The following is a 13,908-nucleotide window of genomic DNA, read 5'->3' as shown; positions in this document are numbered from 1 at the left end:
GCTCAGGCGTCGAGACTGTCGCCGGGTGTGAGGCGGTGCAGGGGGAGGCCGGTCAGGCCGTTCTCGCCCAGGAGCATGGCGGCGGAGTTCTGCCCGAGTTCGCTGAGCATGAGCTCGTGGATCTGGATGACGCGGTCGGGGCGTACCGACCGTACGAAATCGGCCGCCTCGCCGAACTTGGTCCAGGGGCCGCTGGTCGGCAGGAGCAGGGTGGGCACGGGGACGCCGGGGGCGAAGTAGGCGTCGCCGGGGTGGTAGACCGAGCCGTCGATGAGGTAGCCGACGTTGCCGACCTGCGGGATGTCGCGGTGGATCAGGGCGTGTTCGCCGCCGTGGGCGGTGACCGCGAAGCCGGCCGCCTCGAAGCTGTCGCCCGGGCGGACGGTGATCAGGCGCTCGCTCAGGTCGCCGGCGGCCTCGGGCGGGGTCTGCTCGGCCAGTTTGGCGGTGACCGCCGCCGGGCCGTAGACGTGCAGGCCGGGACGGTTCCGCATGGCGGCCAGCACGATGCCGTCGTCGAAGTGGTCGAAGTGCTCGTGGGTGATCAGCACCGCGTCGGCCTCGGTGATCAGGCGGGGTGCGTCGGGGGTGAAGGTTCCCGGGTCGAGAAGGACCGTGCGGCCGTCCTCGGTGAGGGTGACGCAGGCGTGGTCGTACTTCGTGAGCTTCATTCGGTGCCTCCTCAGGTACAGCGCAACTGTACAGTCTTGCTGTGTATAGAGGAGAAAGGGTCAGGCGAGGGGCTGACCGGCGGACTGGGTCTCCGTCGGCACGGGGGCGGCGTGATGCGTCAGCACCGCGCCCGTCATGAAGGTGCCGCCCACGGCCAGGGCGCCCAGGATGCCCAGCGAGATCTGCTGTTCCAGGTCCCGCTGGCGCTCGTAGTCCGACTCGTTCACGACCGTCAGGCGGCCGTTGTCGTTCAGGACGTACTGGCCGTCGCGAATCTCGGTGTCGCCGTTCAGGCCGGCGAAAGCCAGCACCACCGCCAGCCAGAAGGCGAAGAACATCACCCCGGCCAGCATGCTCGCCCAGTGCGGCACGTGCGGCGGCACCCACGCCGTCAGGCTCCAGGCACGGCGCGGTCGGGTGGTCCGGTAATACCAGCGGTTGCCGATCACTCCCGCGATCACCCCGGGCACCGCCATGGCCGCCGCCACGCCCACCGCGGCCGGTGTCGGGAGAAGGCGTACGCCGGCCAGCAGGCCTGCGATGAGCACGGCCGACCAGAGCAGGCCGGCGGAGCACATCGCGCCGCACACGATCAACCACCGCTGGGGAACCATCAGTCCGGACGCTAGCCGCCCCGGACCTCACGCGCGGTGGTTTCCGCCGGACCGTCCGCCGCGACCGGAACGGTCGTATGATCTGGCGCGAGATGAGCGATTCGTATGCGTGCGTGATCCCCACCGACCCCACCTGGCAGCCGGAGGGCGAGGCGGCCGAGCGCGCCGAGGATTACGTACGCAGCGTCTTCCTCGACCCGGACGGCTCCGGTCAGGAGATCACCACCGAGTTCTACGACCGGATCACCGCCGTCGACGCCGGCGAGAACCTTTCGCGGATCACCTGCCCGCGCTGCGGCGCCGACATCCCGCTGGAGTGGTGGGCCGAGCTCTCCGAGGAGTCCGAGCACGAGTTCGACGATCTCGCCGTCGTCGTGCCCTGCTGTACCGCGGAGCTCCAGCTCGACACCCTGATCTTCGACTGGCCGTGCGGCTTCGCCCGCTTCGAGATCGCCGTCCTCAACCCGGCCCGCGACGACGCCCGGTTCGCCGACGACGAGCTGGCCGAGCTAGCCATCCTCCTCGGCCACCCCGTACGGCAGATCCTCATCCACCTGTAGGACCTCGTAGCGCAGCCAGACCGTGCCGTCCGCGGTGGCGTGCGTGGCCAGCAACCGCAGTGACGCCGGCATCTCGCCCGGGGCCAGCGGATCACCGTCGAACAGGGTCGGCGTGCCCGCGCCCCCGATCAGCGCCGGATAGATGACCACCTGGACCTCGTCGACCAGCCCGGCCCGCAGCAGCGCCCCGTTCACCCCGCCGCCGGCGTTCGACACGACGCACGAGACGCCGAGACGCGACCGCATCTTCTCCAGAGCTTCGCGAAGGTCCTCGCCGACGAGATACGAGATCTTCTCCTCGCGCAGATAGGACAGGTAGCCCGCCGGTGTGGTGGGGGAGACGAGAACGAGCAGGTGGTAGCCGTCGTTCTCCGTCATCGTCCAGCGGACCCGTCCCCGCCTGTCCACCACGGTGAACCATTTGGCGGCCGGAATGACGAAGTCCTCGTACAACGCGGGCGAGGCCGGCGACGCGCCGAACAGCGGCCCGGCCGTGGAGGGCACCAGCGACCCGCTTCCCTCGAGCACGGCCGTGGGTTGCTGAAGCGCCAGCTGAGCCGTACGCGCGGCCTCCACCGCGTCGGCGCCGGGCGGGCGCAACGACGCCCAGATCCGCGGCGAGGTCATCAGCAGATGGTCACGGCGCAGCGTGATCCGCCCGTCGAGCGACATCTGCGCCGAGACCACGACACGGGGGCGGGGCGCGGTCATGCGGAGGTCCTTCCCCGGCGGGGCGTGTGGCGGCGGTAGGCGCTGACCGAGGGGTCGTCCTCGATCCAGAAGCGCCAGGGAACGTCATGGGCCGAGGTGACGCCCACGCGGGGACCCGCCGCGACCGCGAAGTCCGTCGAGTCGGGGGGAGAGACGGTCAACGGCCCGGTTCCGTCGATCACCGACGTGCCGTTGGCGGAGCGGTTCAGGGCCAGCACCTGCATCAGCTTGGCCGGGCCGGCGGCCAGATCGCTGTCGCGCCGGGTCGCCGGCCGGCGGGAACGGGCGACCGGGAGGCCCGAGACGACCGATCCGGCCCGGAGCAGGACCGCCGCCGGCCGGCCTTCCTCGCCGCAGACGATGTTGGCGCAGAAGTGCATGCCGTAGATCTGATAGACGTACAGGTGGCCGGCCGGGCCGAACATCACCTCGTTGCGGGCCGTCATCCCCCGGTGGGCGTGGCTGGCCGGGTCCTCGCCCAGCCCGCTGTACGCCTCCACCTCGGTGAGCCGCACGGTCACCCCGTTGGCGGTCAGCCGCCATCCCAGCAGCAGCCGAGCCGCCTCGTCCACCTCGTTCGCCGGCAGGTCCAGCCACGAAACAGTCACCGGTCCAGCCAATCACACGGGATCATGCGGCTATACGCCCCGATCCCGGCCTGCTGCAACGGCAGGTCGCGCTCGAGGGCGTGCCCACGCCCGGGGGTCGCGCAGCGCCTGGTCAGTTCTTCCGGCCTACTGCTCCGAAGATGGAGGCCTCGACCGGGCTCGGGTGTTCGTCGGCCGAGGGGTCGGGCCGCCAGTCCGCCACCGGCGCGATGCCGGGCGCGACGAGCGACAGGCCGGCGAAATGGGCCGCGAACTCGTCTTTCGTACGGGGGTGGACGTCCGAGCGTCCCGTCCGCAGCGACTCGTCCCACGCCTCTTTGAGGGCGGGGGTGAGCAGGTCGGTAGTCGCCATCGTGGCGATCAGGTGGCTGCCCGGCGCGAGCGAGTCCAGCAGCGTCCGCACGATCGCCGGCGACTCCTCCTGCGAGGGCAGGAAGTGCACCACCGCGACCAGGATGAGCCCCACCGGCCGGCTGAGGTCGAGCACCTGGGCCGCCTGCTCGAGGATCGTCGCCGGGTGGCGCAGGTCCTCCTCGAGGTAGCGGGTCTCCCCGTCCGGGGTGCTGGTCAGCAGCGCCCTCGCGTGGGCCATCACCATCGGGTCGTTGTCGACGTACACGATCTTGGAGTCCGGCGCGACGCGCTGCGCGACCTCGTGCGTGTTGCCGGCCGTGGGCAGGCCGGTGCCGATGTCGAGGAACTGCCGCACGCCGGCGTCGGCGGCGACGTAGCGTACGGCCCGGCCCAGAAACGCCCGGTTGGCCCGGGCCGCGATCCGCGCGGCCGGGTAGGACTTCGCGAGCAGGTCGCCGGACTCACGGTCGGCGGCGAAGTTGTCCTTGCCGCCCAGCCAGTAGTTGTAGCGCCGCGCCGGGTGGGGGACTCCGGTGTCGAACTTGTCGGTCACGGTCCTCATTGGATCATGTGGACGCCCATCCGAGGAACCTCTCGTACAGGTCGGCGGGCGCCGGCGAGCCTCCGGCCGCGCAGTCGTCGATGGCCGACAGCATGCACGAGCCGAGGAAGAACACCAGTGCCGGCTGCTGACCTCGGTACTCCTCGGCGAGCTCCACTTTGGCCGAGGCGCACGGCCAGTGCTGCCCGCAGACCACGCATTCCCAGGCCGGCCGCGAGCCGAGGTGTTCCGTCACGCTACTCCCCGCGTTCGATCTCTTACAGAGAGCAGTCTCGATGGCTTACGCTGATTGCTCAACGGTTCCCGGCGAGATTCCCGCGAATGGATTCTCGCTGTCTCGCTCGAGGCGGTCGAACTGTCTCGAACGGAACACCGAAAGAGAGTGATCGATGACCGAGACGGGTTCGACGGTTCCGCGGCGCCAGGTCGGCCGCCTGCTGAAACAGCTCCGCGAGCAGGCCGGTGTGTCCCTGATGGGCGCCGCCGAGGAGCTGGAGTTCTCCCGGGCCCGGATGTATCGCATCGAGAAGGGCGAGGTGGCCGTCCGCAAGCACGACGTCATCGCGATGTGCGGCGTCTACCGGGCCACGCCCCGGATGACCGAGGTGCTCATCGGCCTCGCCCACGAGTCCAAGGCCAAGGGCTGGTGGCACGCGTACGGCGACGTCGTGCCGGCGTGGTTCGAGCTCTATGTCGGCATGGAGCAGGCCGCGAGCCGTCTGCGTTCCTTCGCGCCCAGCGTGATTCCGGGCCTCCTGCAGACCGCCGAGTACGCCGACTGGATCTTCCGGAAGTGGATCGGCGACGACGAGCCGGCCGTGCGGAACGCGGTCGGCATGCGCCTGGAACGCCAGTCGCTGCTGACCCGCACCCGGCCCGGCGCCCCCGATCTGGAGGTGCTGATCGACGAGGGCGTGCTGCGCCGATCGGTCCCCGACACCCTCGGTATGCAGCGGCAACTCGCCCATCTGGTGAACGTCTCGACCCGGCCCAACGTCAGCGTGCGGGTCATCCCGTTCGCCGCCGGCCCGCACAAGGCGGCCAGCTCCGGGCAGTTCACGATCCTGGAGTTCCCGGCTGTCGGCACCGCCTCGCCGGAGCCGACAACGATCTATTGCGAGAACCTCACCGGCGCTCTCTATCTGGATAAGCTCGCGGAAGTACAGACATATGAATCGATCTGGGGGGAACTGGAGTCGGTTGCTCTGGGGCAGGCCGAGTCCGACGATCTCATCGCGACGATCATCAAGGAGAGCGATGACTGACCTGACCGGTGCCGTCTGGCACAAGAGCACACGCAGCGGCGGCAACGGTGGCGACTGCGTCGAGGTCGCGGTCAACCTGCCGGGGATCGTCGCGGTCCGCGACACCAAGGACCGCGAGGGCGCGGCTCTGATCTTCACGCACGCCGAGTGGGTCGCTTTCCTCGGCGGCGTCCGCGACGGGGAGTTCGACCTTTAGATCTGCGTGTGCCGATCCTTAAGCATTCGTTAGCCGACGGGACGCCCTGGGTGGACGACCCCATAGTGGGGTTGGCCGTCCCCCGTCCCGAAGGTGATCTCGATGAATGCTGCTGCCCGCGTCCGCTACACGCTGGTGGCCGGAGTCACCTCTGTCGTGATCGGCTCGGGCTTCACGTTCGTGGGCCTGTCCCGGGGCGCCGAAGCCGAGACGACAGCGCCCAGCGCCGCCGAACAGCCCCTGGCGCCGCCGCCGGCCACGGCCGAGACGACCACGCCCCCGCCCGCCACCACGCCGGCGACCACCGCGCCGGCCCCGAAGCCGTCCCCCTCGAAGTCACCGAGCGCGAAGCCGAAGCCGAAGGCGACGCCGAAGCCCACCCCGAGCCGGACCAGGGTGAAGAAGACGGCGCAGGCGGCCCCGGCGACGACGGCGCCCCGGACCAGCGGGTCGGTCGTCGAGCAGGTGCTGGCGCACATCAACGCCGCCCGCGAGGACGAGGGCCTGTCCGCCCTCACCCTCGACGAGGACCTGTCCAAGGCCGCCGCCCTCCACAACCAGCTGATGATCGACGGCTGTGGCCTCTCCCACCAGTGCTCGGGCGAGGGCGGCATCGGCACCCGGTTCAGCGCGCAGGGCGTCAAGTGGTCCTCGGCCGGCGAGAACATCGGCTTCGGCTCGAGCGGCTCCAGCGACTCGGCGAAGGTGAACGCGGCCAACGGCCTCACCGACAGCATGCTGGCCGAGACCCCGCCGAACGACGGCCACCGCAAGAACCTGCTCAGCACCGGTTTCAAGCGCATCGGCCTGAGCATCGTCCGTGACAGCAAGGGCATCACCTGGATGACCCAGGACTTCGTGGGTTAGGACCGCCAGGCGTGGCCGGGGTGCACGAGGTCGAGCGCCCGGTCGAGCCAGTCCCGCTCCGCGGCGGTCAGATGCGGGGCGGCGGCGAGATAGTCCTGCTGGTCCTTCTCGCGCGCGTGCTTGGCCTTGAAGAGCAGGGTCACGTCGGGGCTCAGGTAGGGGATGCCGTCCGGGGTCCGGCGGATGATTTCGCCGTACGGGCGGCGCAGGCTCTCGTGGCGACGGGAGATCCAGATGTCGCCGTCGTGCGGCTCCCGGAACACGTCCAGCCGCCACACGTCCTCGCTCGGGTCGAGTGCCCAGGTCTGGTGGTGCTCGGCCAGCGCCCGCGGCGTGGCCGGCACGAGCACGCCCGCCCCGGCCGGGGCGTAGAAAGCCAGCTCGGGGAAGCGCCCGGCGATCTCGGCGAACCGGCTCTCCGGCACGGCGATCTCGGTGTCCTCGTGCTCGCGGAGCTGCCCGCCCAGGTGCAGGTCGATCGCCCAGCCGCCGGCCACGTACCAGGGGGTTTCGACGCCGGCCAGCCGCTCGGCGACCAGCGACGGGTGCCACGACTGCCAGGCTTCGATGTCCGGTGTCATAGCGGCAGCCTAAAGTGCAGCCGTGGCCAAGATTCTCAAGACCCTTCTCCGCCGGATCACCGGCAAGGCGACCCCGGCGCCGGCGCCGCGCGCCCCGCAGCCGCAGCCGAAACCGGTGCGGCACGTTCCCACCCACGAGCGCGGCCGGCACGTCGAGTACTCGCCGAACCTCGACGGCGACGCCGACCCCGGTGAGGTCGTGTGGACCTGGGTGCCGTACGAGGACGACCCCGCCCAGGGCAAGGACCGCCCCGTGCTCGTGGTCGGGCGCTCCGGCCGTACCGTCCTCGGACTGATGCTCTCCTCCCAGAGCGACCGTGACGGTCAGCGCAACTGGATGGGCCTGGGCGCCGGCTCGTGGGACAAGGAGAACCGGCCGAGCTGGATCCGCCTCGATCGGGTGATCGAGGTCGACCACGACGGCATCCGCCGCGAGGGCGCCGTGCTCGACCGCACCCGTTTCGACCGGGTCGCGGCGAAGCTGCGCCAGGACTACGGGTGGCGCTGAGGCGAGCCGGATAGCGTTGACGCCATGCAGAAGGACGTAATGGTCGGTTTCGGCGGCAAGCAGGCATGGCTGGCCGTCCGCAGCGAGCCGGGCGCCGACCGTGACCCGGGCCGGGTCATCGACGCGCTCGGCCTGCGCGACCTCGGCTCGGTGCCGTGGCGCGACGGCATCGACCTGGCCCACCTGACCGACGACCGGGTCGCCGTGACGCCGCCGCTGCCGGGCGCCCGCGACACCGCGTGGGTGCTGGTGGCCGGCCGCTGGCTGATCCGCCCCGGCACTCCGGTCGACGTCATCGCCCTCTCGGCCGAGCTCGGTACCGAGGTGCAGTTCTTCGCCACCCACCGGGTCACCGAGCTGCACCGGTGGCAGCGCGCCGCCGAGGGTGAGCTGATCCGCGCTTTCGGGTATGTGGGGCAGACCGGCGAGGTCACCTCCTGGCACGGCGATCCCGACCCGGCCGAGCGCGAGGCCGGCCTGCCCGGCGAGCTGACCGAGGACACGACCGTCCTGGTGGGGGAGAAGGACGTGCTTTCGGTCGCCCGTGCCTGGAGCATCGACCCCACCACGCTGACCGGGCGGCCCGCGCCGGGACCGCTGCGAATCGGCGCCGCCGACGGAGAGGGCTGACATGCGCAAGTACGTGATCATGGGAGTGCAGGGCAGCGGCAAGGGCACCCAGTCGCAGCTGCTCTGCGACGACCTCGACCTCGTGCACATCGCGGTCGGTGACATCTTCCGCTGGCACGTCAAGAACCACACCAAGATCGGCGCCCAGGTGCGGCGCACGATGAACGCGGGCGACCTGGTCGGCGACGACCTGGTCGAGAAGATCGTGCGCGAGCGCCTGGACGGGCACGACTGGAACTACGGCTTCGTCATCGACGGCTTCCCGCGCAACGGCCGGCAGGCCGAGTTCTTCATGGAGAGCTTCGACATCGACGGGGTGATCCATCTCGAGCTGGCCGAGGACGAGGTCCGCCGCCGGGTGCTCAGCCGCCGGCTGTGCCCGAACTGCGGCATGGACTACAACCTGATCGCCGACCGGCCCCAGGTCGAGGGCCGGTGCGACATCTGCGGCCACGAGCTGATCACCCGCGCCGACGACACGCCCGAGGCCCTCGACGCCCGCCTGCGCGACTACAACGAGAAGACCCGGCCGGTCCTCGAGCTGTTCCGGCGCAAGGAGTTCGTCCACGACATCGACGCGAGCCCGTCGGCCGACGAGGTGCAGCAGCGGATCCGCGATGCGCTGGGGCTGCCCGACTACAAGGCGGCGAGCTGAGGCGCCGGGCGCCACATGGCCACGACGGCCGCCGCGGCGATCACCAGACCGCCCGCCAGCAGGCGATACCCGAAGTGCATGCCGGCCGTGAAGTCGGCCGTGGACCGCAGCGCGTGGTGCGAGTTGAGCACCGTGCCGATGATCGCCACCCCGAGCGCGGCGCCGATCTCCCGGGCCGACGAGTTGACGCCCGCGCCGAGGCCGGCCCGGGCGTGCGGGAGCCCGGTCATGATGCCGTGGGTGAGCGCCGGCGTGCACAGACCCATGCCGGCCGCCGTCACCAGCAGGTAGAGCGCGTAGATTCCGTACGGCGTCGAAGCCGTCGCCGTTGACAGCGCCCCGAGCCCGAGCGCGATCATCCCGAGGCCGGCCCCGACGATCCACCGCGCGCCGAACCTCTCGGCCAGCGGCACCGCCCGCCGCGTCACCAGGCCCATGCCGACCGCCAGCGGCGCGATCGCCAACCCGGTCACCAGCACCGAGTAGCCCTTCACGTCCTGCAGGAACTGCGCGTTGACGTAGAACAGCCCGAAGAGCACCAGGAACCCGAACCCCACCCCGAGGGCGCCCGCCCGAACCGTCGGAATCCGGAACACCCGCGGGTCGAGCAGAGGGTCGGAGGCCCTTGCGGCGTACGCGATGAAGACCGTGATCAGAAGCAGCCCGAGGCCGAACCCGCCCAGCACGGCCACGTCGCCCCACCCGCGCCCGGGCCCCTCGATGATGCCGAAGAGCAGTGCTAACACCCCGCCGGTGAGCAGCGCGGTACCGACCGGGTCGAGGCTCGCGTGGTGTCGCGGCGCCCTGGGCACGAAGGCGGCGACCCCGGCCGCCAGCAGCAGCGCCACCGGCACGAAGAGCGCGAAGAGCCAGCTCCAGCCGGCCCACCGCAGCACCACCCCGGCGACCAGGTTGCCGGCCATGCCGCCCATCCCCATGGCCGCGGTCCAGACGGCGATCGCCTGCGGGCGGCGCCGCGGCTCGGTCGCGTTGACGAGCAGGGCGAGGGTGGCCGGTTGCGCGAGCGCGGCCGCGACGCCGGCCAGGGCGCGGCCGGTCTCGAGCACGGCCACGTTCGGGGCGAGCGCGCTGACCGTGTTCGCCACCGCGAACAGCACCAGGCCGGCGATCAGCACCCCCTTGCGCCCGAAGCGGTCGCCGAGCGCGCCGGCCGGGATCAGCAGCGCGGCGAAGACGATGACGTACGTGTCGACGATCCACACCAGCTGACCGCCGGAGGGGTGCAGATCGCTCGCGGCGAGCTGCGGCAGCGCCAGGTTGATCCCGGCGACCAGCGCCTGCAACGTCACCGCGGCCGCGCACATGAGCAGCAGAGTCTTGTTCTTGACCATGGATTCGACGCTAGGAAGCGCCTAATCTAACGTCAAATGCAAGCTTCACAAGAGAGAGTTGCGTCTGATGCAGTTCGATCTGAACCTGCTGGTCGCGCTGGACGCGCTGCTCGAGGAGGGCAGCGTCGGCGGGGCCGCCCGTCGGCTTCATCTCAGCGAGCCGGCGACCAGCCGCGCGCTCGGGCGGATCCGGGCCGCCACCGGCGACCCGATCCTGGTGCGCTCCGGCCGGTCGATGGTTCCCACCCCGAGAGCCCAGGCCATCCGTACGGAGGTGCACGCGCTCGTCGAACGGGCCCAGGCCGTCTTCACCCCGCCCGGAGCGCCCGACCCGTCGTCGCTGGAGCGCACGTTCACGCTGCTCGCCTCGGACGTGGCGATCTCGGTCGGCCCCGCGCTGCTGGCCCGCGTGCGGGCGGAGGCGCCGAAGGTGGCGCTGCGGTTCCTGGCCGAGGGATCCGGAACCGAGGGGTTCGAGCTGCGGGACGGCGTCGCCGACCTGGACATCGGGGTGGCCGACCGTACGCTCCCCGAGATCCGGGTCGAACCGCTGCTCACCGACCACGTGGTGGCCGTCGTCCGGCCCGGGCACCCGCTCGCCGCGGGCCCGCTGACCCGGGAGCGGTTCGCGGCGGCCCAGCACGTCAGCGCGTCACGCCGGGGCCACCTCACCGGGCCGATCGACGACGACCTGGGCGCGCACGGGCTGCGCCGCACGGTGGCCATGGCCGTGCCCACGTTCTCCGCCGCCATGTTCGTGGTCGCCGGCACCGACCTGGTGGGCCTCATGCCGTGGCGGCTCGGCGGGCCCACCGTCGCGGCGCTGGGACTGGTCGCACTCGATCCGCCGATGGAACTGCCGTCGATCGAGATCAGCATGTCCTGGCACCAGCGCTACGACGCGGACGGGGCACATGGGTGGCTGCGTGACCGCGTACGGGAAACCTTTGATCAGAACTTGTGACCACGCTTGGTGAGCTCGGCCTCGATGGCCTCACACACCGTCTCGACCACGGCGAACCGGGCGTAATGCTTGTCGTCGCCCTGAATGACGTGCCAGGGGGCCCACGTCGGATCGCAGCGCTCGAGCATTTCGCCGATCGCGGCCTCGTAGGCGGGACGCTTCTCGCGGTTGCGCCAGTCCTCATCGGTCAGCTTCCACTGCCGCAACGGATCGTTCGCCCGGTCCTCGAACCGGCGCGCCTGCTCGTCGGCCGACACGTGCATCCAGAACTTGACCATGATCATGCCCTCGGCGGTCAGGGTCCGTTCGAATTCCACGATTTCGTTGTACGCCCGTTTCCACTGCTCCTTGGTGGCGAAACCCTCGACCCGCTCGACCAGCACCCGGCCGTACCAGGACCGGTCGAAGACCGCCATGCCGCCCCAGCCCGGCAGCTTCGGCCAGAAACGCCAGAGGAAATGGTGGCGCTTCTCGTCGTACGTCGGCGCGGCGAACTGCGAGACCCGCACGAACCGGGGGTCGAGCGGAGCGACGAGCCGCTTGATGGCGCCGCCCTTACCGGACGCGTCCCACCCCTCGAAGACACAGGTCAGCGGCGGCCCGATCCGCTTCTCGCCGATCTGGCCGCCCAGGATCAGGCGCAGCCGCAACAGGCGCTGCTGCGCCTCCTCCAGCCGGGCCACAGCCTTCTTCTTGGAGATCTCGATCGGCGGCGCACCGCTACCCAGGCGACTCATTCCTTGTGTTCTACCCGTGCCGCTCCGCCGAGGAAACCCAGTGTGATCGCGCCCGCCGAGTGAGGGACAATGCCGAGGTGACTCTCGTAGACGACCTGACGTGGCGTGGACTGATACAGGACTCGACCGACCCGGCCGCCCTGGCCGCAGCACTGACCGGCGGGTCCATCACGTTCTATGTGGGCTTCGACCCCACCGCCGCGTCCCTGCACGTCGGTCACCTCATGCAGGTCATGACCGCGCGCCGGCTCCAGCAGGCCGGCCACCGGCCGCTGCTGCTGGTCGGCGGGGCCACCGGCCAGATCGGCGACCCGCGCGAGTCCAGCGAGCGCACCCTCAACCCGCCCGAGGTCGTGCAGGGCTGGGTGGAGCGCATCCGCGCGCAGCTCTCGCCCTTCGTGACGTACGAGGGTGACAACGCGGCGACCCTGGTCAACAACCTCGACTGGACCGGGCCGACCTCGGTCATCGAATTCCTGCGCGACGTCGGCAAGCATTTCCCCATCAACAAGATGCTCGCCCGCGACGTCGTGAAGAACAGGCTCGAGAGCGGCATCAGCTTCACCGAGTTCGCGTACCAGCTGCTCCAGTCCAACGACTTCTACCAACTGCACGTCCGCCACGATTGCGCACTGCAATTCGGCGGCTCCGATCAGTGGGGAAACATCACGGCCGGAGTCGATTTCGTACGCCGGCGCGGCGCCGGCCCGGTGCACGCGTTCGTGACGCCCCTGGTTCTGAAGGCCGACGGCACCAAGTTCGGCAAGACCGAGGGCGGGGCGGTCTGGCTCGACCCCGAGATGACCACGCCGTACGCGTTCTACCAGTTCTGGATCAACTCGGACGACCGCGACGTCAACAACTACCTGCGCTACTTCAGCTTCAAGAGCCGTGAAGAGCTCGAGGAGCTGGAAAAGGCGACGGCCGAGAAACCGCAGGCGCGCCTGGCCCAGCGAGCGCTCGCTCTGGAGCTCACCTCCCTCGTGCACGGCGAGGAGGAGGCGCGGCAGGCGCTGGCGGCCAGTCAGGCGCTGTTCGGGCGGGGGTCGCTGGAGGAGCTGGCGCCGTCGACGTTGGAGGCGGCGCTCTCCGAGGCGGGGTTGCAGACGTTCCGGGGTGAGCTGCCGTCCTTCACCACGTTGCTGAAGGAGTCGGGTCTGGTGGCCTCGGCCAACGAGGCGCGGCGGACGATCAACGAGGGTGGTGCGTACGTGAACAACGAGCGGATCACCGACGGCGAGGCCGTGCCGGCCGTTTCCTCGCTGTTGCACGGGCGGTTCCTCGTGCTTCGCCGGGGGAAGAAGTCGTTCGCGGGGGTCTCGTACGAGGGATGACCCCCTCGGCAAACCGGCTCTGACCTTTAGCTTCTCCATGATCGGCCTCCTGTGATCGGGCTCGCAGGGGGCCGATTTGGCATCCGGGTTCAGACGCCTGTAATGTTTTCCAAGCCGCCAGGGAGACGGGCGAGCGAGCGGGACCCACACGGGGCCCGGAGCGGCCGTCCTGACGGAACCCCTGAAATTCGCTCGGCGAATAGCCGTGCTAATTTCTTGGGGCTCGAGCGATTTGTTTGGTCGATTACCGGGAAATTTCCGGGAGTTGACGAAGCGGAAAAGCGAGAGTAAAGTTGAGCGAGTGCCCCGGGGTGGTTAACCGGGTAGCGGTTGTTCTTTGAGAACTCAACAGGGTGCTTGATAAGCCAGTGCCAATTAAGTAATACCCCGGCCGGCTTCTCTTTGCGGAGAGTCGGTGGGAGATTCCTTTGGCAACACTTATTGTTGCCGGGACGCTTTTCCAAAGATTTTGTTGGAGAGTTTGATCCTGGCTCAGGACGAACGCTGGCGGCGTGCTTAACACATGCAAGTCGAGCGGAAAGGCCCTTCGGGGTACTCGAGCGGCGAACGGGTGAGTAACACGTGAGTAACCTGCCCCAGACTTTGGGATAACCCTCGGAAACGGGGGCTAATACCGAATACGACTCTTCACTGCATGGTGTGAGGGTGGAAAGTTTTTCGGTTTGGGATGGGCTCGCGGCCTATCAGCTTGTTGGTGGGGTGATGGCCTACCAAGGC

General features: G+C 69.8%; 18 protein-coding genes and 1 rRNA gene. 10 read left to right on the top strand and 9 right to left on the bottom strand.

Going from position 1 to position 13,908, the window contains the following annotated elements; translation table 11 throughout:
• Positions 1 to 2: 2 nt before the first annotated feature.
• Both AB0C26_RS00095 and AB0C26_RS00090 read right to left on the bottom strand, forming a co-directional pair.
• On the bottom strand, positions 3 to 671 hold the full coding sequence (locus tag AB0C26_RS00095) for an MBL fold metallo-hydrolase (protein WP_360238974.1): 669 nt from the start codon (positions 669 to 671) through the stop codon (positions 3 to 5).
• Between the two features lie 60 nt (positions 672 to 731).
• Positions 732 to 1,286 (bottom strand): hypothetical protein, encoded by a 555-nt coding sequence (locus tag AB0C26_RS00090; protein ID WP_360238971.1) that lies wholly within the window; start codon positions 1,284 to 1,286, stop codon positions 732 to 734.
• Positions 1,287 to 1,378: 92 nt separating this feature from the next.
• Between AB0C26_RS00090 and AB0C26_RS00085 the strand changes: the two genes are divergently transcribed.
• Positions 1,379 to 1,846 carry a hypothetical protein gene (locus AB0C26_RS00085; RefSeq protein WP_360238968.1) on the top strand — a complete coding sequence of 156 codons (468 nt, stop codon included), beginning with the start codon at positions 1,379 to 1,381 and terminating at the stop codon, positions 1,844 to 1,846.
• Here the strand turns inward: AB0C26_RS00085 and AB0C26_RS00080 are convergent.
• From AB0C26_RS00080 to AB0C26_RS00065, 4 genes are all read right to left on the bottom strand, one after another.
• Positions 1,796 to 2,557, bottom strand: a complete 762-nt coding sequence (locus tag AB0C26_RS00080; protein WP_360238965.1) for a dihydrofolate reductase family protein — start codon at positions 2,555 to 2,557, stop codon at positions 1,796 to 1,798. The two genes, AB0C26_RS00085 and AB0C26_RS00080, sit on opposite strands and share 51 nt — an antisense overlap.
• On the bottom strand, positions 2,554 to 3,165 hold the full coding sequence (locus AB0C26_RS00075; RefSeq protein ID WP_360238962.1) for a DNA-3-methyladenine glycosylase: 612 nt from the start codon (positions 3,163 to 3,165) through the stop codon (positions 2,554 to 2,556). Before AB0C26_RS00075 ends, AB0C26_RS00080 begins: the two co-directional genes overlap by 4 nt.
• A gap of 112 nt (positions 3,166 to 3,277) precedes the next feature.
• A complete protein-coding gene (locus tag AB0C26_RS00070; RefSeq protein WP_360238959.1) occupies positions 3,278 to 4,072 on the bottom strand; it encodes an SAM-dependent methyltransferase in 795 nt (264 codons plus the stop codon).
• A gap of 13 nt (positions 4,073 to 4,085) precedes the next feature.
• Positions 4,086 to 4,316: a hypothetical protein gene (locus AB0C26_RS00065; protein ID WP_360238956.1), complete on the bottom strand. Its 231-nt coding sequence runs from the start codon at positions 4,314 to 4,316 to the stop codon at positions 4,086 to 4,088.
• Between the two features lie 154 nt (positions 4,317 to 4,470).
• Here AB0C26_RS00065 and AB0C26_RS00060 point away from each other — a divergent pair, with 154 nt between their 5' ends.
• The 3 genes from AB0C26_RS00060 (at position 4,471) to AB0C26_RS00050 (ending at position 6,409) form a co-directional block, all read left to right on the top strand.
• Entirely contained in the window at positions 4,471 to 5,346 is an 876-nt protein-coding gene (locus AB0C26_RS00060; RefSeq protein ID WP_360238953.1) for a helix-turn-helix transcriptional regulator, read from the top strand.
• The gene (locus AB0C26_RS00055) at positions 5,339 to 5,542 is read left to right on the top strand and encodes a DUF397 domain-containing protein (protein WP_360238950.1); all 204 of its coding nucleotides are present in this window, start codon (positions 5,339 to 5,341) and stop codon (positions 5,540 to 5,542) included. Before AB0C26_RS00060 ends, AB0C26_RS00055 begins: the two co-directional genes overlap by 8 nt.
• 102 nt (positions 5,543 to 5,644) lie before the next feature.
• Complete coding sequence (locus tag AB0C26_RS00050; protein WP_360238947.1) at positions 5,645 to 6,409, top strand: CAP domain-containing protein; 765 nt, start codon at positions 5,645 to 5,647, stop codon at positions 6,407 to 6,409.
• Here the strand turns inward: AB0C26_RS00050 and AB0C26_RS00045 are convergent.
• The gene (locus AB0C26_RS00045) at positions 6,406 to 6,990 is read right to left on the bottom strand and encodes a nucleotidyltransferase domain-containing protein (RefSeq protein WP_360238944.1); all 585 of its coding nucleotides are present in this window, start codon (positions 6,988 to 6,990) and stop codon (positions 6,406 to 6,408) included. The two genes, AB0C26_RS00050 and AB0C26_RS00045, sit on opposite strands and share 4 nt — an antisense overlap.
• A gap of 22 nt (positions 6,991 to 7,012) precedes the next feature.
• Here AB0C26_RS00045 and AB0C26_RS00040 point away from each other — a divergent pair, with 22 nt between their 5' ends.
• From AB0C26_RS00040 to AB0C26_RS00030, 3 genes are read left to right on the top strand one after another with little or no spacing between them, the layout of a single operon-like run.
• Positions 7,013 to 7,498, top strand: coding sequence for a type II toxin-antitoxin system PemK/MazF family toxin (locus tag AB0C26_RS00040; RefSeq protein ID WP_360238940.1), 486 nt, complete (start codon positions 7,013 to 7,015; stop codon positions 7,496 to 7,498).
• Between the two features lie 24 nt (positions 7,499 to 7,522).
• A complete protein-coding gene (locus AB0C26_RS00035) occupies positions 7,523 to 8,128 on the top strand; it encodes a hypothetical protein (RefSeq protein ID WP_360238937.1) in 606 nt (201 codons plus the stop codon).
• A 1-nt stretch (position 8,129) separates the two neighbouring features.
• Positions 8,130 to 8,783 (top strand): nucleoside monophosphate kinase, encoded by a 654-nt coding sequence (locus AB0C26_RS00030; protein ID WP_360238934.1) that lies wholly within the window; start codon positions 8,130 to 8,132, stop codon positions 8,781 to 8,783.
• Here the strand turns inward: AB0C26_RS00030 and AB0C26_RS00025 are convergent.
• Positions 8,765 to 10,135: an MFS transporter gene (locus AB0C26_RS00025; protein ID WP_360238931.1), complete on the bottom strand. Its 1,371-nt coding sequence runs from the start codon at positions 10,133 to 10,135 to the stop codon at positions 8,765 to 8,767. The two genes, AB0C26_RS00030 and AB0C26_RS00025, sit on opposite strands and share 19 nt — an antisense overlap.
• A gap of 67 nt (positions 10,136 to 10,202) precedes the next feature.
• Between AB0C26_RS00025 and AB0C26_RS00020 the strand changes: the two genes are divergently transcribed.
• On the top strand, positions 10,203 to 11,099 hold the full coding sequence (locus AB0C26_RS00020) for a LysR family transcriptional regulator (protein WP_360238928.1): 897 nt from the start codon (positions 10,203 to 10,205) through the stop codon (positions 11,097 to 11,099).
• Here the strand turns inward: AB0C26_RS00020 and AB0C26_RS00015 are convergent.
• Positions 11,087 to 11,836: a UDP-galactose-lipid carrier transferase gene (locus AB0C26_RS00015; protein WP_360238925.1), complete on the bottom strand. Its 750-nt coding sequence runs from the start codon at positions 11,834 to 11,836 to the stop codon at positions 11,087 to 11,089. The two genes, AB0C26_RS00020 and AB0C26_RS00015, sit on opposite strands and share 13 nt — an antisense overlap.
• Before the next feature lie 77 nt (positions 11,837 to 11,913).
• On the opposite strand from AB0C26_RS00015, the gene tyrS reads away from it, so the two are divergent.
• Both tyrS and AB0C26_RS00005 read left to right on the top strand, forming a co-directional pair.
• Positions 11,914 to 13,170 (top strand): tyrosine--tRNA ligase, encoded by a 1,257-nt coding sequence (gene tyrS, locus AB0C26_RS00010; protein WP_360238922.1) that lies wholly within the window; start codon positions 11,914 to 11,916, stop codon positions 13,168 to 13,170.
• A gap of 469 nt (positions 13,171 to 13,639) precedes the next feature.
• A 16S ribosomal RNA gene (locus tag AB0C26_RS00005) occupies positions 13,640 to 13,908 on the top strand; the annotation flags it as partial.

This window comes from Actinoplanes sp. NPDC048796 (genome assembly GCF_040650035.1).
Classification (GTDB): domain Bacteria; phylum Actinomycetota; class Actinomycetes; order Mycobacteriales; family Micromonosporaceae; genus Actinoplanes.
Note: the sequence above shows the minus strand (reverse complement) of the source record. Positions and strands in the feature narration are given on the sequence as shown.

What these genes read in the sequence shown, in the direction of transcription:
- AB0C26_RS00055 (WP_360238950.1), top strand. Translation starts at nt 5,339, where the DNA reads ATGACTGACCTGACCGGTGCCGTCTGGCACAAGAGCACACGCAGCGGC.
- AB0C26_RS00050 (WP_360238947.1), top strand. Translation starts at nt 5,645, where the DNA reads ATGAATGCTGCTGCCCGCGTCCGCTACACGCTGGTGGCCGGAGTCACC.
- AB0C26_RS00025 (WP_360238931.1), bottom strand. Translation starts at nt 10,135, where the DNA reads ATGGTCAAGAACAAGACTCTGCTGCTCATGTGCGCGGCCGCGGTGACG.
- AB0C26_RS00045 (WP_360238944.1), bottom strand. Translation starts at nt 6,990, where the DNA reads ATGACACCGGACATCGAAGCCTGGCAGTCGTGGCACCCGTCGCTGGTC.
- AB0C26_RS00020 (WP_360238928.1), top strand. Translation starts at nt 10,203, where the DNA reads ATGCAGTTCGATCTGAACCTGCTGGTCGCGCTGGACGCGCTGCTCGAG.
- AB0C26_RS00015 (WP_360238925.1), bottom strand. Translation starts at nt 11,836, where the DNA reads ATGAGTCGCCTGGGTAGCGGTGCGCCGCCGATCGAGATCTCCAAGAAG.
- AB0C26_RS00085 (WP_360238968.1), top strand. Translation starts at nt 1,379, where the DNA reads ATGAGCGATTCGTATGCGTGCGTGATCCCCACCGACCCCACCTGGCAG.
- AB0C26_RS00080 (WP_360238965.1), bottom strand. Translation starts at nt 2,557, where the DNA reads ATGACCGCGCCCCGCCCCCGTGTCGTGGTCTCGGCGCAGATGTCGCTC.
- AB0C26_RS00095 (WP_360238974.1), bottom strand. Translation starts at nt 671, where the DNA reads ATGAAGCTCACGAAGTACGACCACGCCTGCGTCACCCTCACCGAGGAC.
- AB0C26_RS00090 (WP_360238971.1), bottom strand. Translation starts at nt 1,286, where the DNA reads ATGGTTCCCCAGCGGTGGTTGATCGTGTGCGGCGCGATGTGCTCCGCC.
- AB0C26_RS00035 (WP_360238937.1), top strand. Translation starts at nt 7,523, where the DNA reads ATGCAGAAGGACGTAATGGTCGGTTTCGGCGGCAAGCAGGCATGGCTG.
- AB0C26_RS00060 (WP_360238953.1), top strand. Translation starts at nt 4,471, where the DNA reads ATGACCGAGACGGGTTCGACGGTTCCGCGGCGCCAGGTCGGCCGCCTG.
- AB0C26_RS00030 (WP_360238934.1), top strand. Translation starts at nt 8,130, where the DNA reads ATGCGCAAGTACGTGATCATGGGAGTGCAGGGCAGCGGCAAGGGCACC.